The organism is Cryptosporangium aurantiacum (genome assembly GCF_900143005.1).
In the GTDB taxonomy this organism is placed as follows: Bacteria; Actinomycetota; Actinomycetes; order Mycobacteriales; family Cryptosporangiaceae; genus Cryptosporangium; species Cryptosporangium aurantiacum.
The window spans coordinates 16,690-42,555 of record NZ_FRCS01000032.1 but is presented as its reverse complement, the minus strand read 5'-3'; the positions used below and the strand labels follow the sequence as shown (position 1 = coordinate 42,555).

Here is a 25,866-nt window from a genome sequence, read left to right as displayed (position 1 = left end):
GTGGGTAGCCCATGCGGCCCGAGTTCGCCCTGTCCACGGAGCTGACCGACGCGCACCCGGCCGACGCGTTTCTCATGGCGCACAAAGCCGGTCTACTCGACCTGCCGTTACCAGGATCCGGCCGGACCGCGACCCGGTTCGCGGCGCTGGCCGGTATCGGGCATGCCGACGCGGTGCTGGCCCGGCTCGCCGAGGGCCATGCCGACGCGGTCGCGATCCTCGCCGAACTCGGGGGCCCCGATCCCGGTGATGCAGCCTGGGGTGTGTGGGCCGCGGCGCCGGACTCGCTCGTGGCGACCCGGGAGGGCGGCGACTGGTTGCTCTCCGGCGACCGGCCGTGGTGCTCGGGAGCCGGCTGCTGCGCCCGCGCGCTGGTGACCGCGTCCACCGACGAGGGTGTCCGGCTGTTCGCGGTCGATGTCGACCCGCCGGCGGTCACGCCGCTGGACGAGACCTGGCCCGCCGTGGGCATGGCGGGCAGCGACAGCCGGACCGTCCGCTTCACCCGGGCGCGCGGCGAACCGGTCGGCGGTGTCGGTGACTACGTGAACCGGCCGGGGTTCTGGGCGGGCGGCGCGGGCGTGGCGGCCTGCTGGTACGGCGTCGCGGTGGCGATCGCCGAGCGTCTGGTGGACGCCCGCCCCACGGATCCGCACGCGCTGGCGCATCTGGGTGCAGTGGACACCGCACTCCGCAGCGCCTCGGCCCTGCTCGACCAGGTCGCGACCCGGATCGACGCCGACTTCACCACAACCGCGCTGCGTCTTCCGGTCCGCCGGGTCCGCGCCGCCGTCGAGGCCGCCGCGACGACGACGCTCGACCGCGTCGGACGCGCCCTCGGCGCCCGCCCGCTCTGCCAGGACGCCGCCCACGCCCGCCGCACCGCCGATCTCGCGGTCTACCTGCGGCAGAGCCACGCCGAGCGGGATCTCGCCGACCTCGGCGCCGACCTCCTCGCCGCCGGAGCCGACTGGTGACGCCGCTGATCACGGGTGCCGGGACCGCCGAGGAGGAGTGGCGTACCTGGGAGCTCTCCGGGCCCGAGTTGGAACTGCCGGACACACCGCCGCTCGTCGTGGCCCCGCATCCGGACGACGAGGTGCTGGGCGCCGGTGGTCTGCTGGCTCGCCTCGCCGACGGACCGGGTGCCGAGATCGTCGCGGTCACCGACGGCGAGGCGTCGCACCCGCACAGCACGGTCCACCGCCCGGACGAGCTGGCCGCGCTCCGCCGGGCCGAGACCGACGAGGCCCTGCGCCGGCTCGGCCTATCCGCGCCGGTCATCCACCGGCTCGGTCACCCGGACGGCGGCGTCGACGAGGCCACGCTGGCCGACGCGCTGACGCGCCTCCTGACCCCGGGCCGCTGGTGCCTCGCCAGCTGGCGCGGTGACGGGCATCCCGACCACGAAGCGGTCGGGCGAGCCGCCGCCGCGGCCTGCGCGACCACCGGTGCGCGCCTGGTCGAGTACCCGATCTGGACCTGGCACTGGGCCCGCCCCGCCGACCCGCGCGTCCCGTGGGACCGCTGCTCTCGGCTGCCGCTGAGCGACGCCGAACGGGCGGCGAAGCGGCACGCGCTCGACGCGTTCGTCACCCAGATCCGGCCGCTGGGTCCCCGTCCGGAGGACGCACCGATCCTGCCGCCGGACGTCCTGGCCCGCTTCGACCGCAGCGTCGAGGTTTTCTTCCGTTGAGCCTTCCGAGCGAGTACTTCGACCGGATGTACGCCGCCGACGACGACCCCTGGGGCTTCCGTTCGCGCTGGTACGAGCAGCGCAAGTACGCGCTGACGCTCGCCGCGCTCCCCCGGCGCCGCTATCGGTCCGGGTTCGAGCCCGGCTGCTCGATCGGCGTCCTGTCGGCGCAGCTGGCCACCCGGTGCGACGCGTTGCTGTCCACCGACGTCGCGGACGCGGCGGTCACGGCGACCCGCTCCCGGCTGGCTGGCACCGCCGGCGCGCGCGTCGCACGCCTCCGGATCCCGGACGAGTGGCCGGACGAGCGGTTCGACCTCGTCGTGCTGTCCGAGGTCGGGTACTACCTCGACCGGGCGGCGCTCGACCGGCTCGTGGCCGCGACGACCGCGTCGCTGGAACCCGGCGGCGACCTGGTGCTCGTGCATTGGCGCCATCCGGTCGACGACTATCCGCTCGACGGCGACACCGTGCACGCGGCGTTCGCCGGGCGTCCGGAGCTGGACCGCACGATCGCGCACGTCGAGGCCGACTTCCGGCTCGAGGTCTACGCCCGGGTGCCCCCGGCCGCGCGGTCGGTCGCTGCCCGCGAGGGCCTGTGCTGACGCGAATCGCCGTCGTCATTCCCGCTCACGACGAAGAACAACTGCTACCTGCCTGTTTGGACGCTGTGCGCGAGGCCGCGAGCCACGCACCATTGCCGGTCGACGTCCTGGTCGTACTGGACGCGTGCCGGGACGGATCGGCGCGGGTGGCGGCCGAGGCCGGGGTACGCACGCTCGCGGTCGAGGCCCGCAACGTCGGCCGGGCGCGCGCCGCCGGTGCGGCGGCGGCGCTGGCCGACGCCCCGGCCGGCCGCACCTGGCTGGCGTGCACGGACGCCGACACCCGGGTGGCGCCGGACTGGCTGATGCAGCAGCTCCGGTTCGCCGCAGCCGGCGCGGACGTCGTCACCGGCATCGTCGGCGTGGACGACTGGACGGAGTGGCCCGCGGCGACCGCCACCGCGTTCCGGGCCGCGTACCACCGGGGCATCGGCCCGGCCCAGCACCTGCACGTCCACGGGGCGAACCTGGGGCTGACCGGCGCCGCCTACTTGCGGGCAGGCGGCTTCCGGCCGTCGTCGGTCGGTGAGGACCAGGCGCTGGTGCGGGCCGCGGTCGACGCCGGGATGCACGTCGTCCGCAGCACCGCCGTTCGGGTCGTGACCAGCGCCCGCCGCACGGCCCGCGCCCCACACGGTTTCAGCGCCTACCTCCACGCGCTCTGATCGGTCACTCCACCTTTTCGCGCACCGCGGTGAAGGCGAACTGCAGCAGGTCCGACCCGGCCACCGCGGTCAGCGCGGTCGCTGCCACCCGCGTGAAGCCGGGTGCCAGCACGAGCCCGGCAGCCAACCCGGTCGCCACCCACATCGACGTGCAGAACGGACAGTTGACGAGCTCACCGGCCGCGTGGCGATACGGGTCGTGCGCCACCGGCTCCTCGTTCACCTCGCCTTCCCCTGCGGACGCGGAGTACTGGGTGAACGGGGCGCGCAGCGGGCTGGTGATCGCGTCCTTGGTGAGGATGCGGCTCAGCTTGTACGTCGCGGCGGTGAGCAGGGCGACGTCGCCCGCGGACACCTTCTGCGGTGGCTTGCGTCCGAGGACGGCGGCCAGCCCGGTCAGGCCGGCCACGGTGCCGCCGTAGAGGCCCATCAGCGTGAGATACCCGCGTAGCGGACGATCGTCGTCCGCCGAACGCGCGTACCGCTCGGCCACCCGCGACGCTGCCGCCCGTACGGTCGGTAACACGTCGGTCATCAGCGGTTCTCTCCCTCGGTGTCGGCGGTCGTCAGACCCGTTCCGCCGGGGTTCTGGTCGTTGGTGGTCACGGTTCGGTGATGTCCACCAGCCGGGCACGGAAACCTGTCCGGTCCGCAGTGCTGCAGACGGCTCCGGCGAGGCCCCCATCTGGTGGACAATGAGCGGAGATGTCGCAGCAGGAGGTTCGCGTCGCCGGGTCAGTCCGGGCCGCCACCGCGGCGCGAGTGACCGAAGGGGGTCAGGTGGCGGTGACGCGGTGTCGGATCGGGCTGGTCGGCGCCGGCCGAGCAGCGGCCCGGCATGCGTCGACCTTGGCTCGATTCCACGACGTGTCGATCGTCGGCGTCACCGATTGTGACCTCGCCGCCGCCGCCAGGCTGGCCGCCGATTGTGACGCCACGGTCGCCCCGACCGTCGGTGCGTTGCTGGCGCTGCGGCCGGACGCGGTGTTCGTCTGCGTGCCGCCGTTCGCCCACGGCCCGATCGAGGAGGAACTTCTCGACGCCGGGCTGCCGATCTTCGTCGAGACGCCGCTCGGGGTGGACCGGGAGGTCCCGGACCTGCTGGCCAGGCGGGTCGCGTCGGCCGGTGTCGTCACGGCCGTCGGTCACCACTGGCGGTACTCCGCGGCGGTGCGGCGCGCCGGTGCCGTGCTGGCCGGGCGGCCGATCCGGCTGGTGACCGGCTCGTGGCTGGACAGCGTCGACACCGCCGGCTGGTGGGGACGGCGCGACCGCTCCGGAGGGCCGATCGTCGAGCAGGTCGTCCACCTGCTCGACCTGCTGCGGGCGCTCGCCGGCGAGGTGGTCGAGGTCTACGCGGCCGGAGACGGTACCCCACCGCCGGGCGTCGCGGACGCCGATATCGACGGGGTGACCGCGGCGACCCTGCGGTTCGCGTCCGGAGCAGTCGCGACGCTCGCCACCACCTGCCGGTTCACCGGACGCCGCCGGGCCGGGCTGGAGATCTTCGCCGACGGTGCCAGCGTGACGATCACCGAGGACGGCTGCGAGATCCGGGTGGGCGACCGCTCGGAGTGGCACGCGGTCGACGCGGAGACGTCCTACCGCGCGGCCGACCGGGCGTTCGTGGACGCGATCCGGCGCCCCGAAGCGCGCGTCGGCGTGCTCGCCGACTACGCCCAAGCGGTGCGCACCCACCGGCTGGCCTGCGCGCTCACCCGCTCCGCCGCCGAAGGCCGCGCGTTACGCCTCCGCACCGACTAGGGCCGAACCCGCAGGGGGCGTCGTGCCGGTGCTCAGGGCCGTCCCCAGGTGGAGCGCATCATCGTGAGGTAACCGTCGTCGCGGGTCGGTTCGCCGTGGAACGCGCCGACCGCGGGCGGGGCGAGGAACGCGTGCCGTTCGGCGCGGGCCCACGCCGCGGAGGCAGCGGCCACTCGGAATGCCCGACGCCACAACCCGGCGGTCCACAGACCGAAAGAACCCTGCCGACCGACGTCTGCGATCTCTGACACGTTGCACGCTCCCCAGTAAATGCAATTCCCCGACGGGGACGGACCTCCAACTACCCGGGTCACGGGCGTTCAAATCTCCGATCGGATCTGGACCGATGGAGACGACCTGGAGCCCTGCACCCGATCGGGCGCAGGGCTCCATTATGGACCATGCAGCGGCCGGTCCTCAGTCGCCGGGCCAGGAGCCGGTGGACTTGGCCCACGCCTGCGCTCCGGCCCGGTCGATGGCGGCCTTGACCACGGCGTAGATCGCTCCCTGCAGCGCGGCGGCGAGCAGGACCTCGCTCCACGAGTACTCGCTCTGGGTGGCGCCCGGCGCGTCGTCCTCCCCGGACACCTTCTTCCACACCTGCTTGAAGATGATTCCGGCCAGCAGACCGCCGGCCATACCGCCGGCCAGTCCGATCGGCCGGTACGCGAGCGCGGACCCCTTCATCGGCGACCCACCTTCCGCAGCGTGCGCCGCGTCGAGGACGCCCGGCGGGCCCGCACCTTCCGGCCGCCCAGCACGAGGACGACCAGCGTCGCCGCGGCACCGGCGGCGACCTGCGGCCACGGCGCGTACCGGGACAGCGTGTCCTTCGCCCGGCTCACCTCGGGCCGCTCGCGCAGCTGCACGGTGCGGTCGGTCGCCTTGGCCCTGAGCGAGCCGGCGGTGTGGCCGATCTGCTCCTTGGCGTGCACGGCCTTCTCCCGTAGCTGGTCCTTCGTCTGCTCGACCTTCGCCTGGGCCTGCGCCTTGACGTCGGCCTTCGCCGCGAGGGCCTCGACGGTGTCACCCAGCTCCGCGCGAATCTCGGCGATCTCGGCGCGCAGCGCGTCGGGATCCTTCGTGGGCTCGACGGCGGTCGAGCCCTTCTTCGCGTCGTCCGAACTCATCGGTGTGCACGCTCCTTCACCGTGTTGATGTCCTGCTTGACCCCGCCGACCGCCTCCTCCGGGACCGGCGGGGTGGCCTGCTGGAGCTCCTTCTTGCCGGTGAGCGCCAGGACGCCGGCGACGGCGAACAGCACCACCGCGACGATCAGCGCGGACGCCCACACGGGCAGGGCGAGCGCGAGCGCGGCGATCGCGGCGGTGACCAGCGCGCCGACGCCGTACAGCGCCACCACACCGGCGCCGCCGAACATGCCTGCGCCGATGCCGGCCTTCTTGCCCTTCTGGGTCAGTTCCAGCTGCGCCAGCTTCAGTTCGTCGCGCACCAAAGTGGTGACCTGGTCGGCGAGGCGGGTGACGAGCTCGGCGGTCGACGCGTCCGCGGTGTTGAAGCGCCCCGGAGAAGGCGTCGGCGCGGGTCCGGTCTGGGTGGCCATGGGACTCCCTTCCTGTTCTTGGTACGGCTAGGTGAGTGAGCCTTCGGTGCTCGGTCCGACCTCGTCGGCCTTGCGGGCACCGCGGCGGCCGAGGGGTTTCTCCGCGCCGGTGGTGCTGTCGCGCTTCGTCTGGGCCTCCAGCTCGGCGTTCAGCTCGGCGCCGAACAGGATCGCCATGCAGGAGATGTAGAGCCAGAGGTTGAGGACGATGACGCCGGCGAGGGCGCCGTACGTCTTGTTGTAGCTACCGAAGTTGTTGACGTAGAACGAGAAGCCCGCGGACGCGATCAGCCAGAGCACGGTGGCGACCACCGCGCCCCAGGAGACCCAGCGGAACTTCGGGTTGTCGCGGTCCGGGGCGTAGCGGTAGAGCAGGCCGAGCCCGAACATCATCAGCACGGCGAGCAGCACCCAGCGGCCGACGTTGACCGCAGCGCTGGCGAATCCGCCGAGCTTGAGCGCGTCGAGCGCGGGCGGCAGCACGGCGACGAGCAGGATCGCGACGACGAACGCCACGATCGCGCCGAGCGTCAGGACGATCGCCAGACCGCGCTTCTTGACGAAGTTGCGCTCGTCCTTCTCGTCGTAGGCCGTATTGACCGCCTGGATCATCCCGTTCATGCCGCCCGAGGCGCTCCAGAGCACCGCGGCGAGCGAGATGATCAGACCGATCGACAGGCCCTTGCCGCTCGCGCTGGTGGCCGCGGTGATCGGGTCGGTGATCACCGACTTCACGTCCGCGGACAGGCTGGCGGTGAGCTCGTCGATCTGGGTGGCGATCTGGTCCGGGCTGGCGACCAGCCCGTACACGGTGATCGCGCCGATCGCGGCCGGGATCAACGCCAGCCAGGCGTAGAAAGCCGCAGCCGCGGCCGCGGTCGAGATCTGATCCTCCTTGAACTCACGGACCGTACGGACCAGTACGTCTTTCCAGCCCCGCGCAGGAATCTGGCTGGGCGAGTCCGCCTGACGCCCGCGTGCGCCCCCGCTGCGCGCCCCGCCTGCGGATATCGCGGTCATCCGACTACCCCCTCGGCTGTGCTCCGGACCTCCCGATCGGCAATTCGTCAGGTACGCCGATCGGGCGATTGGTATGCCCTCCCATACCCGGGGTGACGGTTGTCAATGCGTGTCGCGCCTAATCGGTCCAGTTCGCCCGTGCCGGACACTTGGGGGCAACCCAGATTTCCCGTCTTGTCCGGTCCACCCTGTTCTCCGGACGCTGCCGCACGTACCCTGGACGGGATCGAGCGGTTGAGCAGCCAGCCACTTCGGGTTCCGTACGCCTCGACGCGCGCCCAGCGCGGCGTTCAGCGAGGGAGCAGCCATGACCGCACCTGAAGCCCAGTGGACGGTGATCGAGAGCGGCGTGGAAGTACGCACTGTTGCTGAGAGCGCCGGCTCACCCGTCCAAGAGACCCTGACCGTCGCCACTGCGCGTGAAGCGACCGGTCTCACCACCGTGCGCGTCGACGGCGAGCTCGACATGCTGACCGCGCCGACCCTGATCTCCGTGGTCGACGACGAACTCGACCGCGGGTGCAGCCGTCTGCTGGTCGATCTCCGGCCGGTCCGCTTCCTGGGTTCCAGCGGGCTGAGCGCGTTGATCGCGCTGGCCCGTCGCTGCGCGGACCAACAGGTCCAGCTGCGGCTGGTCGCCGACGGGCCGAGCGTGCTGCGTCCGCTGGAGATCACCGGGCTGGTGACCGCGTTCACGACGGTCAGCGACCCGCTCGACGCCTGGTGAGGCTACTCGTTCGAGTGGATCAGCTCGTCGTCCACGGCGGGCAACGCCGCGGGCACCAACGCGCGGTACGCCCGTTCCGCATCGACGGCGATCCGCGCCCACTCGTAGCGTGATCGGGCCCGGTCAGCGCCCGCCGCGCCGAATCCGAGGCAGCGCACCGGGTCACCGAGCAGCCCGCGGATCACGGTCGCGAGCTGGTCGGGACGGCGGGGCGGCGCCTGGACCCCGGTGACGCCGTCCACGACGACGTCGGACACCGCTCCGACCGCGGTCGCCACGACCGGGATGCCGCACGCCATCGCCTCCAGCACCGGGCCGGCACCGACCGGCCCGTGCCACGGTACGCAGACCACCGCGTCGGCCGACCGCAGCAGCGCCGACCGCGCCGCGGGATCCCGCACGGCGGAGTGCGCGAACGTGACCCGGTCGGCGAGTTCGAGCTGCTCGGCACCGGCCCGCAGCCGCTCGAGCTCCTCCGACGCGTCTCCCGACGTCGTACCGGCGATCACGAGTTCGACGCCGGGCAGCCCACGGAGGGCCGCGATCACGGTGTCGAAGCCGCTGGAGGGGGTCAGATCGCCCACCGCGACGAGCCGCGGCGCGTCCGTACGTTCGGCGGACGGGCCGTACGGCGTGAACCGGCTGACGTCGACGCCCGGGGGCACCAGCGTGACGCGCTCCCGCGGCACGCCCATCCGGGCCAGTTCCTCCACCTCGTCGTCGCTGCCGGCGATCACCGCGGCGACCGAACGGGCCAGCGCGACCTCCAGCCGGATCCGATTGGCCAGGCCCGGGTCGACCGGTCCCTGACGGCGGTGCTGCTCGGCGCCGAACGCCGTGAACGTCAGGACGACCGGCAACGGCGCGGCCGCCGCGCCGTTGCGGATCAACGTGCTCTCGCGGAGTTGCTGGCGGGCGGCGGATGCCGCCAGGCCGGAGGCCCAGGAGAACGCGTGCACGACGTCCGGGCGGTCGTCGCGCCAGGCGGCGGCCAGCGCCCGCCCGAACTCCCCGAGCCACGGGGCGAGCTCTTGCTCGACGATCGGCCGCACCGGGCCGGCCACGATCTGCTGCACGACGACCCCGGACGGCAACCGCTGCCGCTCCGGGGCATCCGGATCGACGCGCCTGGTGTGCACCACCACCTCGTGTCCCCGCTCGGCCAGCGCGGCAGCGAGCGCGCTGGGCAGGTTCGTGGGTGCCGACACCATCGCGATCCTCATGAAGCAGCTGCCTTCCCGGAGCGGCCTCGAGTGGGAATCCCGCTCCTCTCCCTACGCTAAGCCCCGTCGGCCCGGTCTCGTCCACATTTCGGGGACCGGTGTGCCGCACTCGTCACCCGAGGCTTCACAGCACTCACGGTAGACCCGGAACGTCACAGCGTCGTGCCCGCGCGATTCTCCGGGAGACACCCAACGAAACGCCCGAATTCAGGTGTGTGAGGCCGCCGGGGCCGGGTATGGGTGCTGTGGCCCCACCAGTTGACGCGTCGGCGTTATCGCTGGCCAGCGGTGAGGCGGAGACGAATTCGCCGGGGCGGGGTGCAGACCGAGCGCCTCCCGGTGGCCGATTTTCGGGCGCGGTTCCGCGCCGACAACCGGAGAGCGCACGGATGCGACGACGTCCGGCGTCCGCCCCGATCGGGCCCGTGAGGCCTGCACGTTCCGGGTCCAGCAGCGGGCCCACGGCGGGTCCACCGCCGGACCTTTCCGACCGACCCGGGCGGTCGAGGCGCCGATCAGCGCGCCGGCCGTTCTCGTGAGGAGGAAGAGTGAGCACCATCGAGCGATCGATCGACGTCCATGTGCCGGTCCGCACGGCTTACGACCAGTGGACGCAGTTCGAGACGTTCCCGCAGTTCATGGAGGGCGTCGAGGACATCCGGCAGATCGACGACGTCCACACCCACTGGCGGACGAACATCGCGGGCGTTCACCGCGAGTTCGACGCCGAGATCACCGAGCAGCGTCCCGACGAGCGGGTCGCGTGGAAGAGCACGGACGGCGAGGAACAGGCCGGCGTCGTGACGTTCCACCGCTTGGACGACGAGAACACGCGGATCATGCTGCAGCTCGATTTCCACCCGAGCGGTGCGGTGGAGAAGGCCGGCGACGCGCTCGGTGTCGTCTCGCACCGGGTGAAGGGTGACCTGGAGCGCTTCAAGACGTTCATCGAGGAGCGCGGCTCCTCGACCGGCGCGTGGCGCGGCGAGGTCGACGCTCCCCCGCAGCGGGGGGACGCCGCAGCGCAGGCCAACGAAGCGTCGTCCGCGGGCGGCTACTGGACTCCGCGAACCGAGGAGGACCCGAACGCGATGGCCCACGGCGTGCCCCCGATGCCGTCGGGCCCGGCTTCCGATCCGCTTTCGAGCCGGTCCGCGATGTCGACCGAGGACGCCCAGCGGGCGTTCGACGAGGGCCGCCCGGCAGGCCCGCTGCCCTGATCCGATCCACCGGCCGTGCCGGGCCGGGCCGCGTCGGCGGTCCGGTCCGGGTACGGCGGAGCCGGGCTCTCCACCCGGCCGACAGCGAAATGAGGGGGCTCCGGTGCCCGCGACACTCCGCCACGCCCAGCCATTGTTTTCGACAACCCTCGCACGCTCCGCACCGCACCGGGATCCGGACGCGGGCTCGGGCGACAACGCCGTCGAGGTGATCTGTCCGGCAACCGCCGAACAGCTCCCGGTGCTGCGCGCGATCGCGACGTCGATCGCGCTCCGCGCGGACGCCGACCTGGACATGGTCGCTGACCTGCGGCTCGCGGTCGACGAGGCGTGTTCCGCCCTGGTCCGCGCCGCCGGCCCCGACGAGCCGCTGCACTGCCGGTTCATCCAGCACCCGGACGCCGTCGAGGTGGTCGCCGCGGTCTGGTCACCGCAGTCCGCATCGGCCGAGGACGAACTCGGCGTCCTGCTGCTGAGCAGCCTGACCGACCGGATCGCTACCGAGACCCAGGCGCTGGACGACGGTTACGAGCTGCGGACGTCGCTGCTCGTCCGGGTCGGCCCGCGCCCCGCCCGACACGGAAGGGACAACTCGTGACCGACCGCGGGCCGGGCGTGGACCTCCGCGACCCCGCAGAGGCCGAGGTCGAGCACGGGCTCCAGCCCGAAGCCGACCTCGGTCTCCGCAGCGCCCCCGACCTGTGGGGCGAGTCCGACACCGAGACGGCTCCCGAGCCGCGCAGGCGCCGCCGGGAGTCGGCGGACGGTTACAGCGCGGCGCGCCTCGCCGCGCACCTCGGTGGTCGCGACGCCGACCGCCGGCTGGACTACGACGACTATTCGACGGTCGCGCCGCTGTTCGAGCAGTACGCCCGGCTGCCGGCGGACGACCCCGAGCGGGCCGCACTCCGCGAGCGGCTGGTCACCGTCCATCTGCCGCTGGCCAGGCACATCGCGCGGCGGTTCGCGAACCGCGGCGAGCGGCTGGAGGACCTGGCGCAGGTCGCGATGGTCGGTCTGATCCAGGCCATCGACCGGTTCGACCCGTTCCGCGGCGTCGAGTTCCTCTCGTTCGGCATCCCGACGATCATGGGCGAGGTCCGTCGGCACTTCCGCGACCAGGGCTGGTCCGTACGGGTGCCGCGGCGGCTCAAGGAGCTGCACCTGTCGATCAACGCCGCGGTCGGCGAGCTCTCGCAGCACAACGGGCGGGCGCCGACCGCGACCGAGCTCGCCGCCCATCTGGGCCTCTCCCGGGAAGAGGTCCTCGAGGGCCTGGAGGCGGCCAACGCGTACCAGTCGACGTCCCTGGACACGCCGGTGGGCACCGAACCGGACGCGCCGTCGCTGGTCGACACGCTCGGCGGTGAGGACTCCGCGATCGACGCGGTCGAGTACCGCCAGGCCCTCCAGCCGCTGCTGGCGAAGATCCCACCGCGGGAGCGCCGGGTGCTCGCACTGCGGTTCTTCGGCAACCAGACCCAGACGCAGATCGCCCAGGAGATCGGCGTCTCCCAGATGCACGTGTCGCGATTGCTCGCCGCGACGCTGGCGAAGCTCCGCCTCGGACTACTGGAGGATTGAGAAAGGCTCAGGACTTCGTGGGATCGCGCGAACCGCAACGCCTGCCGCGGCCAGTAGTTCCGCCCTCCGCTGGGCCGGGGAGAGTGAATCAGTAACAGCGCCAGGGCAGGAGTATTCGGTGACCGGCTGGGCCGACCATGTGATCTGGTGGCACGTCTACCCGCTGGGGTTCGTCGACGCGGAGAAGTCGGCGTTGCCGCCGGGCGCCCCGCCGATGCACCGCCTGGATCGGTTTGATGCCTGGCTCGACTACCTGCTCGCATTGGGCTGCAACGGGCTGGCGCTCGGGCCGGTCTTCCGGTCGGCGACCCACGGCTACGACACCGTCGACCACCTGACGGTCGACCCGCGGCTGGGTACCGAGGAGGACCTACGCCGGCTGATCGACGTGTGTGCCGCGCGCGGCGTCCGGGTCTTGCTCGACGGGGTCTTCAACCACGTCGGTCGGGACCACCCGTTCGTCCAGGACGTGCTGGCGCACGGCCGGGCGTCGCAGTACGCGTCCTGGTTCCGCATCGACTGGGACGCTCCGGACTTCCGCTACGACACGTTCGAGGGCCATCAGCACCTCGTCGCGCTGAACCACGATGAACCCGCGGTGGCCGACTACGTGACGTCGGTGCTGCGGTACTGGCTCACCGCCGGTGCGGACGGGTGGCGGCTGGACGCGGCCTATGCGGTCGCTCCGGAGTTCTGGCGCAAGACCGTGGGACGGGTCCGCGCCGAGTTCCCGGACGCCTGGTTCGTCGGCGAGATGATCCACGGGGACTACGCCGGGTACGTGGCCACCAGCGGCCTCGACTCGGTCACCCAGTACGAACTCTGGAAGGCGACGTGGAGCGCGCTGGCCGACCGGAACCTGTTCGAGCTTGCCTGGGCGCTCGAGCGGCACGCGGCGTTCGCGGCCGCGTTCGTACCCCAGACGTTCCTCGGTAACCACGACGTCACCCGGCTCGCCGACCAGATCGGCGACGACCGGCACCTCGGCCATGCCATCGCGGTACTCGCCACGCTGCCGGGCGTCCCGAGCGTGTATGCCGGGGACGAGCAGGCGTTCCGCGGGCGCAAGGAGAACCGGGCCGGTGGCGACGACGCCGTCCGGCCGCCGTTCCCCTCCTCGCCCGCCGACCTGGCCCCGTACGGCCAGGGCGTCTACCGGCTCCACCAGGAGCTCTTCGGCCTGCGACGCCGCCATTCCTGGCTGGTCCGGGGTCTTCCGGTGGCGGAGAACATCGCCAACGCGTCGCTGATCTACCGGGTGAACGGGCCGGACGGGCAGCACGTGCGGGTGGCGCTGAACCTCGCGGACGAGCCGCTGACCGTTGCGGGCACCGGCTACCGGGTCGGCGCAGGCGCCGCGGCGCGGACCGGGGCCGGCGTGAGTGTTCCGGGGCACGAGTTCGCGGTGTTGCTACCGGAATGAGCGGGCCGTTCCTGGGCATAACTCCCGCATGCAGACCGTACGCCTGACCATTCCCACCAGCCCGGATCGTGTGTTCGCGGTGCTCTCCGACGGCTGGGCGTACGCCAGCTGGGTGGTCGGCGCGAGCCACATCCGAGACGTCGACGAAGGGTTCCCCGCTCCCGGCACCCGGATCCACCACAGCCTCGGCGGATGGCCGCTGATGGTCAAGGACGAGTCCGAGGTCCTGGAGTTCGAGGCGAACCGCAAGCTCGTGCTGAAGGTCAAGGCCTGGCCGCTGTTCGGCGGCGTCGTGAAGATCGAACTCGAGCCGGACGGCGACGACGCCACGATCGCGACGTTGTCCGAGGAGTTCGTCGACGGCCCGGGGAAGCTACTCCCGGAGCCGCTGATCGCGCCGATGCTCAACGCCCGTAACCGGGAGTCGCTCCATCGGCTGGCCGACCGAGCGGTCCATGACGATCGGTATGCCGGGAGCAGCCGAGCCTAGAGGTCAGGAGTACACCGCTCGGTTCGCGGAGCGGATCAGCGCCGCGTAGGCGGGGCCGCCGAGCGAGTTGCGGAGCAGCGCGGCCCTGGCCGCGTTGCTGCCCGGCCCGCCGTGCACTCCCCCGCCCGGGTGCGCCGACGCGCTCGCCAGGTAGAGCCGGTCGATCGGCGTGTCCGGACGACCGAGGCCCGGCACCGGGCGGAAGAACAGCTGCTGGTGGATCGCGGCGGTACCGAGGTTGGCCGAGCCCTCGGGCAGCGACGGGTTCCCGTGCGTGACGTCGCGCGTGCTCAGCACCCGCCTGGCGACGATCCGGTCGGCGAACCCGGGAGCGTGTCGTTCGAACAGCGCCTGGACGCGGTCGGCGTGGCGCTCGGTCTCGCCGGGCTTCCAGTCGTGTCCGTGCGGCACGTGCGTGTAGGCCCAGAGCGACTCGCCGCCGGGAGGCGTCCGAGTGGGGTCGGCCACCGCCATCTGCCCGGCCAGGACGAACGGATGTTTGGGGATCCGCCGGCGAGCCAGGTCCGCGCCGTACTGGGTGAGCCCGTCGAGGTCGACGCCCAGGTGTACGGTGCCGGCCTTACGGGCGGCCTCGGCGGTCCACGGCACCGGACCGGACAGCGCCCAGTCGACCTTGATGATCGCGTTGTCCCAGGCGAACCGGTCGAGGTCGTCGCGCAGCCGGGACGGCAGGTGGCGGTCGCCGACCAGCTCGCGGTAGAGGTGCGGCGCGGCGACGTCGGCCAGCACGGCCTTGCGCGCCTGGATCAGCGCCCCGGACGCCGTCCGCACGCCCACCGCCCGTCCCCGGGCCACCAGGACCTGCTCGACCGGTTCCGCGCAGCGCAACTGCCCGCCCGCCGCGGACAACCGGGAGACCAGCGCCCCGGTGAGCGCACCGGCGCCGCCCTCCGGCACCGGGAAGCCCTGGAACTGCCCCAGCATCGCCAGCAGCCACCCGAACACCGAGCTGGCGGCGCTCTCCGGCTGCAGGTCGGTGTGGAGCGCGTTGCCCGCGAGCAGCACCTTCGCGCCCTCGCCGGTGAACGTCTCGGTGATGTACTGCTTGACCGGCTGCACGGCGAACCGGGCGAAGCGCAGCGCGTCCGCGACACCGAGCGTGCTGAGCAGGCCTGCCGCCGCCCGCACCGGCGGGAACGGCTGGAACAGCGCGTTGAGGAGCTGGTCTGCCAGGCGGCGGAACCGCTCCGCCTCGGCCAGCCACGCGTCGCCGTCGCCGGGTGCGAACGCGTCCACCGACGCGGCGGTCTCGTCGAGGTCGCGGGAGATCACCGCCGCGCGGTCGTCCGGAAGCACGTGGGCGAGGACGAGCGGCGAATGGACCCAGCGCAGGCCGTGCTGTTCGAGTTCGAGCCCGGCCAGCACCGGCGAGGCGCCACCGAGCGGGTAGAACGCGCTGCACAGGTCGGCCAGGTAGCCGGGGCTGATCTCGTCGGTGCGGACCGCTCCGCCGGGTTGGTCGGCGGCCTCCAGCACGAGGACGTGCCACCCCTCGTCGGCGAGCAGGTTCGCCGCGACGAGCCCGTTGTGGCCGCCGCCGATGACAACCGCATCGACGGTTTCCGTAGGACCGGTCATCGGCGGGCCCTCGCGATCAGTGCTTGGGCGGTCGCGGCGGCGAGCACCGCTCCGCCGGCGGCCAGTACCAGCGGCTTGCGTCCGGCGGCCCAGGCCTGCCAGCTGTGCGACTTCGCCTGGGCGTCGAAGATACCGTGCGCGCCGCGGTCCTGGACGTCGTCCAGCGGGCGGGTGAGGTTGTCCTTCCAGGCCCCGGCGTCGATCTCGTCCGGGGTCTGCTGGCTGTCGACGCCGTTGCGGGCGAGGTAGTGGTCGAGCAGACGGGGCACGAACTTGTTCGCCCAGCGGGTGGCCACCGTGATCAGACCGACGTCCAGCAGCCGCTGACCGGTCTCGGCGGCCCGGACGATCGCTTCCGCACCGACCTCCGGCTGATAGATCGGCGGCACCGGCTGCGGGTGCCGCGGCAGCCGGGTGCGGACCCAGCCGAACTGCGGCGTGTTCATCGCGGGCAGGTTCACCTGGCTGATCCGGACGTTGCTGCCGATCGCCCGGAGCTCCACCCGCACCGATTCGGTGAACCCCTCGACCGCGTGTTTGGACGCGCAGTACGGCGCCTGCAGCGGGATCGCACGATAGGCCAGCGACGACCCGACCTGGACGATCGTGCCGTGGTCCCGGCGCCGCATCCGCTTCAGCGCGGCCAGCGTTCCGTTCACGTACCCGAGGTAGGTGACCTCGGTGACGCGCTTGAACTCCGCCGGGGTGACGTCCCAGGAGAACGCGAACACGCTCGCCATCGCGTTGTTCACCCAGACGTCGATCGGGCCGAGCTCGGCCTCGATGCGGGTGGCGGCGGCCTCGACGGCGTCCGCGTCGGATACGTCGGTGCGGACGGCCAACGCGGCGGACGCGCCGTGCTCCAGAGCCTGCGTGCAGGCGGCCGTGAGGCCGGCCTGCCCACGGGCGAGCAGTCCGACCGCCGCGCCACGCCGGGCGAAGGCCAGCGCGGCGGCGCGGCCGACGCCCGCGCTCGCACCGGTCACCACGACTACGGGGGCACCGGACGCTGTCGGCATGGCCGTCGTCTCCTCGGGTCGGGGGTCGACTTGCTCCGACGAGGTGCCCGAGCGACCGCAGGGGCAAACCGTTCCGTGCGTCCTGACACACGACCGGGACCCCGCGCCACGGCGCGGGGTCCCGGTGACGTCGAGCTCAGACCGCGAAGAGCCCGGTGAGCGTGAGCGCGTGGACCTCGCCGGAGGTGACGACGGTGCCGTCGAGGACGCCGGTGACGATGAGCTTCTGCCCGAACGGCAGCGAGGAGAGGACCCGGCGCTTGCCGTCGACGGTGATCGTGGCCTGCGCGGTGAGCCGGACGGTCAGCTCGTGGTGCACCCGGCGGCCGTCCTGGACGTCGACGATCGTCACGGTGCCCTCGGTGACGTCGAATCCGCGGATCGTGCCGACCAACTCGACCTGCTGGCCGCGGCGGCGCCGGTCGCGAACAACGGGCACATCGGCGATCGCGATGACAGGGGCTGCGGAGAGGTTCTCGGACGGCATGGGGTTCTCCCGGTGGGGTCGGCTCGGCTGCAACCGGGAGATCGGGCCGCCCGGGTGGCGCGCCAAGTGCCGCACCGTGGCAGCTCGGTTGCGCGCCCCCGCTCAGCCCGCGTGGTACAGGTCGCGGACCGTACGGGCGGCGATGTCGCGGAGGACACGGTCGGCGGCGTCGGTGCTCACCTCACCCTCACTGCGCAGGCTGAGCACCGCGGCCTGCTCGGCCTCACGCAGGTGCCGGGAGACCCTGCTGACGTCGAGGATCCGCTGCCGCACGTCGGCGGGCAGGTCGGCCCGCAGGCCCGGGACGGTACGCGCGTACCGGCGCCGGATGGCCTCGGCGATCTCGTCGTCGATCCGGCCGTCGGCGTGCAACTCGTCCAGCCGGGCGAGCGCGGCGCCTGCGGCCACCGCTCTGGCCCGGTTGATCTCGCCCTGCTCCTCCTCCGGCGACCGGACGCCGAGCGCGCGCACCAGCCACGGCAGCGTCAGCCCCTGCCCGACCAGCGTCACCACGACGACCGCAATCGCGGCGAACAACACCACCGGACGCCCGGGGAAGTCGGCCGGAAGGGCCAGCGCGGTCGCCAGCGTGACGACACCGCGCATCCCGGCCCAGGACACCACCGTCGACTCCCGCCAGCCGTGCGACTCCGCCGACCGGCGCATCCGCCGTCCGGCGACCCAGCCCAGCGGAAGCACGAACAGCGCTCTGGTCGCGATCGCGGCGACGCACACCGCGGTCGCCACCCCCACGCCGTACGTCGGCACGCCGGGATCCAGCACGACGCGGACCAGCTCGAAGCCCACCAACCCGAACGCGAAGCCGCCGATCATCCAGTCGGCCACCCGCCACACGGTGCCGCCGGCCAGGAACCCGGCGCCGGTGTACGCGTCGCTCCCACCCTGGCCGAGCATCAGCCCGGCCACCACGACCGCGAGGACGCCGGAGCCACCGAGTTCCTCCAGCCCGAGGTAGGCGGCGTACGGCAGCAGCAGCGACAGCCCGACCTCGGCACGGGGGTCGGACAACCGACTGATCAACGCCCGCCCCACCCACCCGACCGCCAGCCCCACCAGCGGGCCGACCAGCACGGAAACAGCCAGCGTGCCGGCCGCGTCGGCGACCGAGAACGAGTCGGTCAACGCCGCGGAGACCGCGGTCGTGTAGATCACCAGCGCCAGCGCGTCGTTGATCAGCCCCTCGCCCTCCAGGACCGCGACCAGCCGCTTCGGCAGCCCGAGCCGCCCGGCCAGCGACGTCGCCGCGACCGGGTCCGGCGGCGACACCACCGCGCCGAGCGCGATCGCGGCGTACAGCGTCAGGCTGGGATCCACCCAGCGGGCGACCACCGCGACGACCGCCGTGGTCACCAGCACCAACCCGACCGCGAGCGCGAGCAGCACCGTCCAGTTCCGGGTGAAGTCCCGGCGCGAGCTGCGCTGCGCCGCCGCGAACAGCAGCGGCGGCAGGAACAGCGGGAGGACCAGGTGCGGTTCGATCAGCTCGGTCGGCGCGTCCGGGAGCAGCGCGAGAACCGCCCCGAACACGGTCAGCGCCACCGGCGCGGGGACGCCGAACCGGTCGGCGAGCGGACTGACGAGGACGACGCCGAGCAGGAGGATCAGAACCAGGACCAGAGGTGTCACACGCCAGACCTACCCGGGAACCCGTGCACCCACCTGTGACGCTCCTCGGACCGGCATGCCGAGTGAGCGCGGCCGGACGGATTGCCGCCCCGGTCTACGCGCACCTGGCCCGAGGGCGGAGGATTGCACCGGGCCGACATGGGGCAGGACTGGTTTCGCGGCCCCTCGCCCGGGGCTCGCTGGATCGATGCGGATCCGGTGGGTGTACCACGACGGCACGTTCGACGAGGAGGCACGATGCAGGTGTGGGCCGGCACCAGCTACCCGTTGGGTGCGACCTACGACGGCGTCGGCACGAATTTCGCGCTGTTCTCCGAGGCCGCGACGAAGGTCGAAGTCTGCTTGTTCGACGACAGCGGCGTCGAGGAGCGTCATGCCCTCCCCGAGGTCGACGGTTTCGTCTGGCACGGTTACCTCGCCGGCGTACAGCCGGGTCAGCGGTACGGGTTCCGGGTCCACGGGCCGCACGACCCGCAGTCCGGCGTCCGCTGCAACCCGAACAAGCTGCTGCTCGACCCGTACGCGAAGGCCATCGACGGCGACGTCGACTGGGACGACTCGCTGTTCGGCTACAAATTCGACGCTCCGCACGAGCGCTCGGACACCGACTCCGCCCGGCACCTGCCCAAGTGCGTCGTCGCGAACCCCTACTTCGACTGGGCCGAGGACCGCTCCCCGCGGCACCAGTACCACGACACGGTCATCTACGAGACCCACGTCCGCGGGCTGACGATGAACCACCCCGGGGTGCCGAAGGCGCTCCGGGGTACGTACGCGGGGATCGGCCACCCGGCGGTGGTCGAGCACCTCTCGAAGCTGGGCGTCACCGCGCTCGAACTGATGCCGGTGCACCACTTCGTGCACGACCACTACCTGGTCGAGAAGGGCCTGCGGAACTACTGGGGCTACAACACGATCGGCTTCCTGGCGCCGTACTCCGGCTACAGCAGCACCGGCACCCGCGGGCAGCAGGTCCAGGAGTTCCGGGCGATGGTCAAAGCGCTGCACGCCGCCGACATCGAAGTGATCCTCGACGTCGTCTACAACCACACGGCCGAGGGCAACCACCTGGGCCCGACGCTCAGCTTCCGCGGCATCGACAACCGCACGTACTACCGGCTGGTCGACGACCAGCCGGAGTACTACATGGACTACACCGGCACCGGGAACAGCCTCAACGTCCGGCAGCCGCATTCACTGCAACTGATCATGGACTCGCTGCGGTACTGGGTCACCGAGATGCACGTCGACGGCTTCCGGTTCGACCTCGCCGCGACGCTGGCCCGGGAGTTCTACGACGTCGACCGCCTCTCGACGTTCTTCGAAGTCATCCAGCAGGACCCGATCGTCAGCCAGGTCAAGCTGATCGCCGAGCCGTGGGACGTCGGTCCCGGTGGCTACCAGGTCGGGAACTTCCCGCCGCTGTGGACCGAGTGGAACGGCCGGTACCGCGACACCGTGCGGGACTTCTGGCGCGGCGAGCCCGGCACGATCGGCGAGTTCGCGTCCCGCATCTCCGGCTCCGCCGACCTCTACCAGCACGACGGACGTCGTCCGGTGGCCAGCATCAACTTCGTGACCTGCCACGACGGGTTCACGCTCAACGACCTCGTCTCGTACAACGAGAAGCACAACGACGAGAACGGCGAGGACAACAAGGACGGCGAGAGCCACAACCGGTCCTGGAACTGCGGGGTCGAAGGCCCCACCGACGACCAGGAAGTCCTCGAACTCCGGGCCCGGCAGCGCCGGAACTTCCTGGCGACGATGTTGCTGTCCCAGGGCGTCCCGATGATCGGTCACGGCGACGAGCTGGGCCGCACCCAGCGGGGCAACAACAACGCCTACTGCCAGGACAGCGACCTGTCGTGGGTCGACTGGCGCAACGCCGACGAGCAGCTGGTCGACTTCGTTCGCAAGCTGGCCGAGTTCCGGGCCGAGCACCCGGTGTTCCGGCGCCGCCGGTTCTTCGACGGCCGCCCGGTCCGCCGCGGTGCGGGCAAGCCGCTCAACGACATCGAGTGGTTCACGCCGGACGGGCGGGAGATGACCGAGGACGACTGGGAGAGCGACTTCGGCCGCGCGATCATGCTGTTCCTCAACGGGCAGGGCATCCGCGAGCTGGGGCCGCAGGGTGACCAGATCCTCGACGACTCGTTCGTCCTGTGCTTCAACGCGCACTACGAGTCGATCGACTTCACGATGCCGCCGAGCGAGTTCGCCGCGAAGTGGAAGGTCGCGATCGACACCGCAGCACCCGGCGAGCGTGCCGGACGGATAGCGGAGGCCGGCGGTCAGATCCCGGTCGAGGCCCGGTCGCTCCTCGTCCTGCAGCGGGACGTCTGATGGGGGCCGTGCGAGGCACCTACCGGGTGCAGGTGCAGCCGGCGTTCGACCTGGGTGCGGCCGCCGGGCTCGCCGACTACCTGGCCGACCTCGGCGCGACCCAGCTGTACTCGGCGCCGCTGCTGCAGTCCGCGCCCGGATCCGCGCACGGGTACGACGTGGTCGACCACTCGCGCGTGAACACCGCACTGGGCGGGGCGTCCGCGCTGTCCGAGCTGGTGAGCGCGCTGCGCGCCCACGGCCTCGGCCTGGTCGTCGACATCGTCCCGAACCACGCCGGGGTCGCCGTTCCGGAGGCCAACCCGGCCTGGTGGGACGTGCTGAAGCGGGGGCGCGAGTCGGACTACGCCCGCTGGTTCGACATCGACTGGGACCGCGGCCCGCTGCTGATCCCGGTTCTGGGATCGGACGACGACGTCTCCGCGCTCACGGTCTCCGACGGAGAACTGCACTACTACGAGCACCGGTACCCGCTCGCGCCGGGCACGGAGGACGGAACGCCCGAGGAGGTGCACGACCGGCAGCACTACCGGCTGGTCGACTGGCGCCGCGGCGACGCCGAGATCACGTACCGGCGGTTCTTCGCGATCACCGACCTGGCCGGGCTCCGGGTCGAGGACCCGACGGTCTTCAACGCCACCCACGGCGAGATCCTCCGCTGGTACGCCGAGGGCGACCTGGACGGCATTCGCGTCGACCATCCGGACGGCCTCCGCGACCCCGGTGAGTACCTGCAGCGGCTGCGGATCGGAGCGCCGGACGCCTGGCTCGTGGTGGAGAAGATCGCCGAGCCGGGCGAGGCGTTGCCGGAGTGGCCGATCGACGGCCTGACCGGGTACGACGCGCTGGGCGAGGTCGGTGCGCTGTTCGTCGACCCGGCGGGCGAGGACGCGTTCACCGCGCTGGACACCGAGCTGACCGGCGTTGCCACCGACTATCCGGGGCTGCTCTACACGTCCAAGAAGGACGTCGCGACCGGCATGCTCAGGGCGGAGCTGCGTCGGCTCGCCCGGCTGGCGTCCGGGGTCTCCCCTGCCGAGCCGGTCGTGCCCGACGTGTCTGAATACGCAGAGGCGCTGTCCGAAATTTTGGCGGTGTTCCCGGTGTACCGGTCGTACCTGCCGTTCGGACTCGACCACCTGGCGTCGGCCCTGGTCCTCGCGCGCGAGAACCGCCCCGACCTCGGACCGGCGCTGGACGCGCTGGAGCCCCGGCTGACCGACCCGGACGACGAGCTGGCGATCCGGTTCCAGCAGACGTCCGGCGCGGTGATGGCCAAGGGCGCCGAGGACACCGCGTTCTACCGGTGGACGCGGTTCGTCGCGCTCAACGAGGTCGGCGGTGACCCGACGAAGTTCGGCGGCTCGCCTGCCGAGTGGCACGCGGCGGCGCAGGCGCGGCAGGCGGTGTTCCCCCGCGGCATGACCACGCTGTCGACGCACGACACGAAGCGCTCCGAGGACGTCCGGGCGCGGCTGGCCGTGCTGTCGGAGCTCCCGGATGAGTGGGCGGACGCCGTGCGGCGCTGGCGGGACATCGCGCCGGTGCCGGACGGGGCGATCGCCCACCTGCTGTACCAGTCGGTCGCCGCGACCTGGCCGATCGAGGCGTCACGGCTTCGCGAGGCGATGCGCAAGTCCGCTCGGGAGGCGCGGACCGTCACGTCCTGGAACGACCCGAACGAGGAGTTCGAAGCCGCGCTGGACGCCGCCGTGGAGGCCGCAGTTGCCTCCCCCGACGTGGTGAAATTCGCCGAGCGGATCACGCCCTACGGCTGGGTCAACGCGCTCGGCCAGAAGCTGGTACAGCTGACGATGCCGGGGATCCCGGACACCTACCAGGGCACCGAGCTGTGGGACAACTCGCTGGTCGACCCGGACAACCGGCGACCGGTCGACTTCGACGCCAGGCGCAAGCTGCTGGCCCGGCTCGACGACGGCTGGCTGCCGCCGGTGGACGCCGAGGGGGCCGCCAAGCTGCTGGTCACCTCGCGGGCCCTGCGGTTGCGGCGCGATCGGCCGGAGCTCTTCAGCGGGTACACGCCGGTGTCGGCGTCCGGGTCGGCGGCCGCGCACGCGGTGGCGTTCGACCGGGGTGGTGCGATCACCGTGGCGACCCGGCTGCCGGTCGCGCTGGAGCGGCGCGGCGGCTGGGGCGACACCGTGCTGGAGCTCCCGGACGGCGAGTGGACGGACGCGCTGACCGGCGCGGTGTACTCCGCCGGGGCGGACGGTCCGGTCGGCGTCGTCGACATCCTGTCCCGCTACCCGGTGGCCCTGCTCACGAGGAGTGCACCATGACGGCTTTCGAGCTGTGGGCACCCAAGCCGTCCCGGGTCCGGATCCGGGTGGGCGAGCACACGGCCGATCTGGAGCGCTCCGGCGACTGGTGGCGCGTCGACCTGCCGGACGCCGTCCCCGGCACCGACTACGCCTACCTGCTGGACGACGACCCGCAACCGCTCCCCGACCCGCGCGCCGCGTGGCTGCCCAACGGCGTCCACGAGCCGGGCCGCGTCTACGACCACGGCGCGTACCGGTGGACCGACGGCGACTGGACCGGCAAGCAGCTCCCGGGCAGCGTCCTCTACGAGCTGCACGTCGGCACGTTCACCCCGCAGGGGACGTTCGACGCCGCGATCGAGCGACTCGACCACCTGGTGGAGCTGGGCGTCGACCTGGTCGAGCTGTTGCCGGTCAACAGCTTCAACGGCCCCTACAACTGGGGGTACGACGGTGTCGCCTGGTACGCCGTGCACGAGCAGTACGGCGGCCCGGACGGCTTGAAGCGGTTCGTCGACGCGTGCCACCGCAGGGGCGTCGGCGTGGCGCTCGACGTCGTCTACAACCACTTCGGTCCGTCCGGCAACTACCTGCCGCGGTTCGGCCCGTACCTCAAGGAGGGCCGCAACACCTGGGGTGACCTGGTGAACCTCGACGGACCGAACTCCGACGAGGTCCGGCGCTACATCCTGGACAACATCCTCGGCTGGTTCCGCGACTTCCACGTCGACGCGCTGCGCCTGGACGCCGTGCACGCGCTCGCCGACACCCGCGCCGCCCACCTGCTGGAGGAGGCGTCCCGCGAGGTCGACGTCCTCTCCACGCACGTCGGCAGGCCGCTGTCGCTGATCGCCGAGTCCGACCTCAACGACCCGACGCTGATGGTGCCGGTCGAGGCCGGCGGGTACGGCCTCACCGCGGCCTGGGACGACGACGTCCACCACGCGCTGCACGCGCTGCTCACCGGCGAGCGCAGCGGTTACTACCGCGACTTCGGGTCACTCTCAACGCTCACCACGGTGCTGACCAGCGCGTATCTGCACGCCGGGACGTACTCGTCGTTCCGCGAGCGGGTGCACGGCCGACCGGTCGACCGGCGGAACACCCCCGGCTACCGGTTCGTGGTGAGCCTGCAGAACCACGACCAGATCGGTAACCGCGCCATCGGTGACCGGCTTTCCGCCACGCTCTCCCCCGGCCTGCTGACGATCGGCGCGGCGCTGATGCTGACGTCACCGTTCACGCCGATGCTGTTCATGGGTGAGGAGTGGGGCGCGAGCACGCCGTGGCAGTACTTCACCAGCCACCCGGAACCGGACCTCGCCACCGCGGTGGAGAACGGCCGCAAGTCCGAGTTCGCCGCGTACGGGTGGGGCGAGGCCGACGTGCCGAGCCCGCAGGACCCGGCGACGTTCGAGCGTTCCAAGCTCGACTGGACCGAGCTGGAGAAGCCACCGCACGCCGGCCTGCTGGACGCCTACCGGCGGCTGATCGCGCTGCGGCGGAGCGTCTCGGACCTGAGCGATCCGCGGCTGGACCGGGTGGCGGTGGAGTACGACGACCACTCGCGTCGTCTGGTCGTGTACCGCGGTGAACGGCACGCGGTCGCGGTCAACCTGGCCGGCGAGGCCCAGGCGATCCCGCTGGCGGCACCGGTCGACGCGGTTCTGTTCGGCGAGAACGTCGACGTCGAGGACGGCCCCACGGTCTGGCTGCCCCCGGAGTCAGTGGCCGTTCTCCGCCTTTGACGCGCGAGCCACCGCACGCCACAGCTGGCGGGCGGCGGTGCGGGCGCTCTCGGTGGGCGTCAGCACGTGACCGACGTCGTCCGGATGCTCGGCGGGGGCGTTGCCGACGTGCTCGGCCAGCGCCACCGCCAGCTCGCGCAGCCGTACGTTGTAGCGCTGGCTGGCGCGGTCGAGCAGCTCGAACGCCCGCGGCGCGGAGACCCCCGTGGTCGCCATCAGCGCGCCCTTGCACTGCTCGATCACGCGCCGGTACTGAACCATCTTCGCCATCTGGTCGGCGCGCATCGACTCCTTCTCGCAGAACACCACGGTGGCCAGCGCGTGCGAGACCATCGGCTCGATCCGGTCGAGCACCGCGACGGTCTTCTCGCTCGGCTTGCGCTCGAGGTAGAGCGAGAACTGGGAGGGACCGCCCTCGTCCCAGGAACCGGGCATCGCGACCGCGCCGACGGTACCGGGGAGCCCGGACACGTACGTCCCGGTCAGCGACCGCCGCAGCGCCGGGTACTCCGGGTCGGCGCGCAGGTCGTCGGAGAGCACGGACCGTTCGGTGTGGTGCGCCCGCACCACCGGACCCTCACCGACTTCCCACTGCAAGCGGTCCAGCCTCGCCGCGGCGCCGACCGCGGAGACCTCGGTGATCTTGCCGTCCCGCACGAGGCTCACGCCGGCCCCGATCGCCCCGGCGACCTCGTCGACGGCATAACACAGCAGACGCTCGATCAGCGCCCGCCCGGAGGTGGTGTCGTCGTCCACG

26 protein-coding genes are annotated in these 25,866 nt (G+C 72.1%); 14 read left to right on the top strand and 12 right to left on the bottom strand.

Going from position 1 to position 25,866, the window contains the following annotated elements:
- Positions 1–74: 74 nt before the first annotated feature.
- From BUB75_RS42905 to BUB75_RS42890, 4 genes are read left to right on the top strand one after another with little or no spacing between them, the layout of a single operon-like run.
- On the top strand, positions 75–977 hold the full coding sequence (locus BUB75_RS42905) for an acyl-CoA dehydrogenase family protein (RefSeq protein WP_073266490.1): 903 nt from the start codon (positions 75–77) through the stop codon (positions 975–977).
- Positions 971–1,696: a PIG-L deacetylase family protein gene (locus tag BUB75_RS42900; RefSeq protein WP_073266452.1), complete on the top strand. Its 726-nt coding sequence runs from the start codon at positions 971–973 to the stop codon at positions 1,694–1,696. Before BUB75_RS42905 ends, BUB75_RS42900 begins: the two co-directional genes overlap by 7 nt.
- The gene (locus BUB75_RS42895; RefSeq protein WP_073266450.1) at positions 1,693–2,301 is read left to right on the top strand and encodes an SAM-dependent methyltransferase; all 609 of its coding nucleotides are present in this window, start codon (positions 1,693–1,695) and stop codon (positions 2,299–2,301) included. Before BUB75_RS42900 ends, BUB75_RS42895 begins: the two co-directional genes overlap by 4 nt.
- Positions 2,295–2,966, top strand: coding sequence for a glycosyltransferase family 2 protein (locus BUB75_RS42890; RefSeq protein WP_218618119.1), 672 nt, complete (start codon positions 2,295–2,297; stop codon positions 2,964–2,966). The genes BUB75_RS42895 and BUB75_RS42890 overlap by 7 nt, the downstream gene beginning before the upstream one ends.
- A gap of 4 nt (positions 2,967–2,970) precedes the next feature.
- On the opposite strand, the gene BUB75_RS42885 is transcribed toward BUB75_RS42890, so the two are convergent.
- Complete coding sequence (locus BUB75_RS42885) at positions 2,971–3,501, bottom strand: DUF1360 domain-containing protein (RefSeq protein WP_073266448.1); 531 nt, start codon at positions 3,499–3,501, stop codon at positions 2,971–2,973.
- A gap of 170 nt (positions 3,502–3,671) precedes the next feature.
- Between BUB75_RS42885 and BUB75_RS42880 the strand changes: the two genes are divergently transcribed.
- Entirely contained in the window at positions 3,672–4,730 is a 1,059-nt protein-coding gene (locus BUB75_RS42880) for a Gfo/Idh/MocA family protein (protein WP_084742504.1), read from the top strand.
- A 32-nt stretch (positions 4,731–4,762) separates the two neighbouring features.
- Here BUB75_RS42880 and BUB75_RS45965 read toward each other — a convergent pair whose 3' ends face one another.
- The 5 genes from BUB75_RS45965 to BUB75_RS42860 form a co-directional block, all read right to left on the bottom strand.
- Positions 4,763–4,981: a hypothetical protein gene (locus BUB75_RS45965; RefSeq protein WP_143175791.1), complete on the bottom strand. Its 219-nt coding sequence runs from the start codon at positions 4,979–4,981 to the stop codon at positions 4,763–4,765.
- Positions 4,982–5,147: 166 nt separating this feature from the next.
- Positions 5,148–5,417, bottom strand: a complete 270-nt coding sequence (locus BUB75_RS42875; protein ID WP_073266446.1) for a DUF4235 domain-containing protein — start codon at positions 5,415–5,417, stop codon at positions 5,148–5,150.
- Positions 5,414–5,860: a DUF3618 domain-containing protein gene (locus BUB75_RS42870; RefSeq protein WP_073266444.1), complete on the bottom strand. Its 447-nt coding sequence runs from the start codon at positions 5,858–5,860 to the stop codon at positions 5,414–5,416. The genes BUB75_RS42875 and BUB75_RS42870 overlap by 4 nt, the downstream gene beginning before the upstream one ends.
- A complete protein-coding gene (locus BUB75_RS42865; RefSeq protein ID WP_073266442.1) occupies positions 5,857–6,294 on the bottom strand; it encodes a phage holin family protein in 438 nt (145 codons plus the stop codon). The genes BUB75_RS42870 and BUB75_RS42865 overlap by 4 nt, the downstream gene beginning before the upstream one ends.
- A 27-nt stretch (positions 6,295–6,321) precedes the next feature.
- Positions 6,322–7,314: a YihY/virulence factor BrkB family protein gene (locus BUB75_RS42860; protein ID WP_143175790.1), complete on the bottom strand. Its 993-nt coding sequence runs from the start codon at positions 7,312–7,314 to the stop codon at positions 6,322–6,324.
- 307 nt (positions 7,315–7,621) lie between these two features.
- Between BUB75_RS42860 and BUB75_RS42855 the strand changes: the two genes are divergently transcribed.
- Entirely contained in the window at positions 7,622–8,041 is a 420-nt protein-coding gene (locus BUB75_RS42855; RefSeq protein ID WP_084742502.1) for an STAS domain-containing protein, read from the top strand.
- A gap of 2 nt (positions 8,042–8,043) precedes the next feature.
- Here the strand turns inward: BUB75_RS42855 and BUB75_RS42850 are convergent, their stop codons facing one another.
- On the bottom strand, positions 8,044–9,264 hold the full coding sequence (locus BUB75_RS42850) for a glycosyltransferase (protein ID WP_073266440.1): 1,221 nt from the start codon (positions 9,262–9,264) through the stop codon (positions 8,044–8,046).
- Between the two features lie 548 nt (positions 9,265–9,812).
- Here BUB75_RS42850 and BUB75_RS42845 point away from each other — a divergent pair.
- From BUB75_RS42845 to BUB75_RS42825, 5 genes are all read left to right on the top strand, one after another.
- Positions 9,813–10,484 (top strand): SRPBCC family protein, encoded by a 672-nt coding sequence (locus BUB75_RS42845; RefSeq protein WP_084742500.1) that lies wholly within the window; start codon positions 9,813–9,815, stop codon positions 10,482–10,484.
- Positions 10,485–10,587: 103 nt separating this feature from the next.
- Positions 10,588–11,082: an ATP-binding protein gene (locus BUB75_RS45960; protein ID WP_073266438.1), complete on the top strand. Its 495-nt coding sequence runs from the start codon at positions 10,588–10,590 to the stop codon at positions 11,080–11,082.
- Positions 11,079–12,068: an RNA polymerase sigma factor SigF gene (locus BUB75_RS42835; RefSeq protein ID WP_143175789.1), complete on the top strand. Its 990-nt coding sequence runs from the start codon at positions 11,079–11,081 to the stop codon at positions 12,066–12,068. Before BUB75_RS45960 ends, BUB75_RS42835 begins: the two co-directional genes overlap by 4 nt.
- Before the next feature lie 118 nt (positions 12,069–12,186).
- Positions 12,187–13,491: an alpha-amylase family protein gene (locus tag BUB75_RS42830; protein WP_073266436.1), complete on the top strand. Its 1,305-nt coding sequence runs from the start codon at positions 12,187–12,189 to the stop codon at positions 13,489–13,491.
- 28 nt (positions 13,492–13,519) lie between these two features.
- On the top strand, positions 13,520–13,981 hold the full coding sequence (locus BUB75_RS42825; RefSeq protein WP_073266434.1) for an SRPBCC family protein: 462 nt from the start codon (positions 13,520–13,522) through the stop codon (positions 13,979–13,981).
- Between the two features lie 3 nt (positions 13,982–13,984).
- Here BUB75_RS42825 and BUB75_RS42820 read toward each other — a convergent pair whose 3' ends face one another.
- The 4 genes from BUB75_RS42820 to BUB75_RS42805 all read right to left on the bottom strand — a co-directional run bounded on the left by BUB75_RS42820 (position 13,985) and on the right by BUB75_RS42805 (position 18,733).
- Positions 13,985–15,580: a phytoene desaturase family protein gene (locus BUB75_RS42820; protein WP_073266432.1), complete on the bottom strand. Its 1,596-nt coding sequence runs from the start codon at positions 15,578–15,580 to the stop codon at positions 13,985–13,987.
- Positions 15,577–16,599, bottom strand: coding sequence for an SDR family oxidoreductase (locus BUB75_RS42815; RefSeq protein ID WP_073266430.1), 1,023 nt, complete (start codon positions 16,597–16,599; stop codon positions 15,577–15,579). Before BUB75_RS42815 ends, BUB75_RS42820 begins: the two co-directional genes overlap by 4 nt.
- 136 nt (positions 16,600–16,735) lie before the next feature.
- Complete coding sequence (locus tag BUB75_RS42810) at positions 16,736–17,086, bottom strand: hypothetical protein (RefSeq protein WP_073266428.1); 351 nt, start codon at positions 17,084–17,086, stop codon at positions 16,736–16,738.
- A 102-nt stretch (positions 17,087–17,188) separates the two neighbouring features.
- On the bottom strand, positions 17,189–18,733 hold the full coding sequence (locus BUB75_RS42805) for a Na+/H+ antiporter (RefSeq protein WP_073266426.1): 1,545 nt from the start codon (positions 18,731–18,733) through the stop codon (positions 17,189–17,191).
- Positions 18,734–18,970: 237 nt separating this feature from the next.
- Here BUB75_RS42805 and glgX point away from each other — a divergent pair, with 237 nt between their 5' ends.
- The 3 genes from glgX to treZ are packed head-to-tail and all read left to right on the top strand — an operon-like array spanning position 18,971 to position 25,109.
- Complete coding sequence (gene glgX / locus BUB75_RS42800; RefSeq protein WP_073266424.1) at positions 18,971–21,079, top strand: glycogen debranching protein GlgX; 2,109 nt, start codon at positions 18,971–18,973, stop codon at positions 21,077–21,079.
- Positions 21,079–23,379, top strand: coding sequence for a malto-oligosyltrehalose synthase (gene treY, locus BUB75_RS42795; RefSeq protein WP_073266422.1), 2,301 nt, complete (start codon positions 21,079–21,081; stop codon positions 23,377–23,379). Before glgX ends, treY begins: the two co-directional genes overlap by 1 nt.
- The gene (gene treZ, locus BUB75_RS42790; RefSeq protein WP_073266420.1) at positions 23,376–25,109 is read left to right on the top strand and encodes a malto-oligosyltrehalose trehalohydrolase; all 1,734 of its coding nucleotides are present in this window, start codon (positions 23,376–23,378) and stop codon (positions 25,107–25,109) included. Before treY ends, treZ begins: the two co-directional genes overlap by 4 nt.
- Here treZ and BUB75_RS42785 read toward each other — a convergent pair.
- The gene (locus BUB75_RS42785; protein ID WP_073266418.1) at positions 25,086–25,865 is read right to left on the bottom strand and encodes an ANTAR domain-containing protein; all 780 of its coding nucleotides are present in this window, start codon (positions 25,863–25,865) and stop codon (positions 25,086–25,088) included. The genes treZ and BUB75_RS42785 overlap by 24 nt on opposite strands.
- Position 25,866 lies beyond the last annotated feature (1 nt).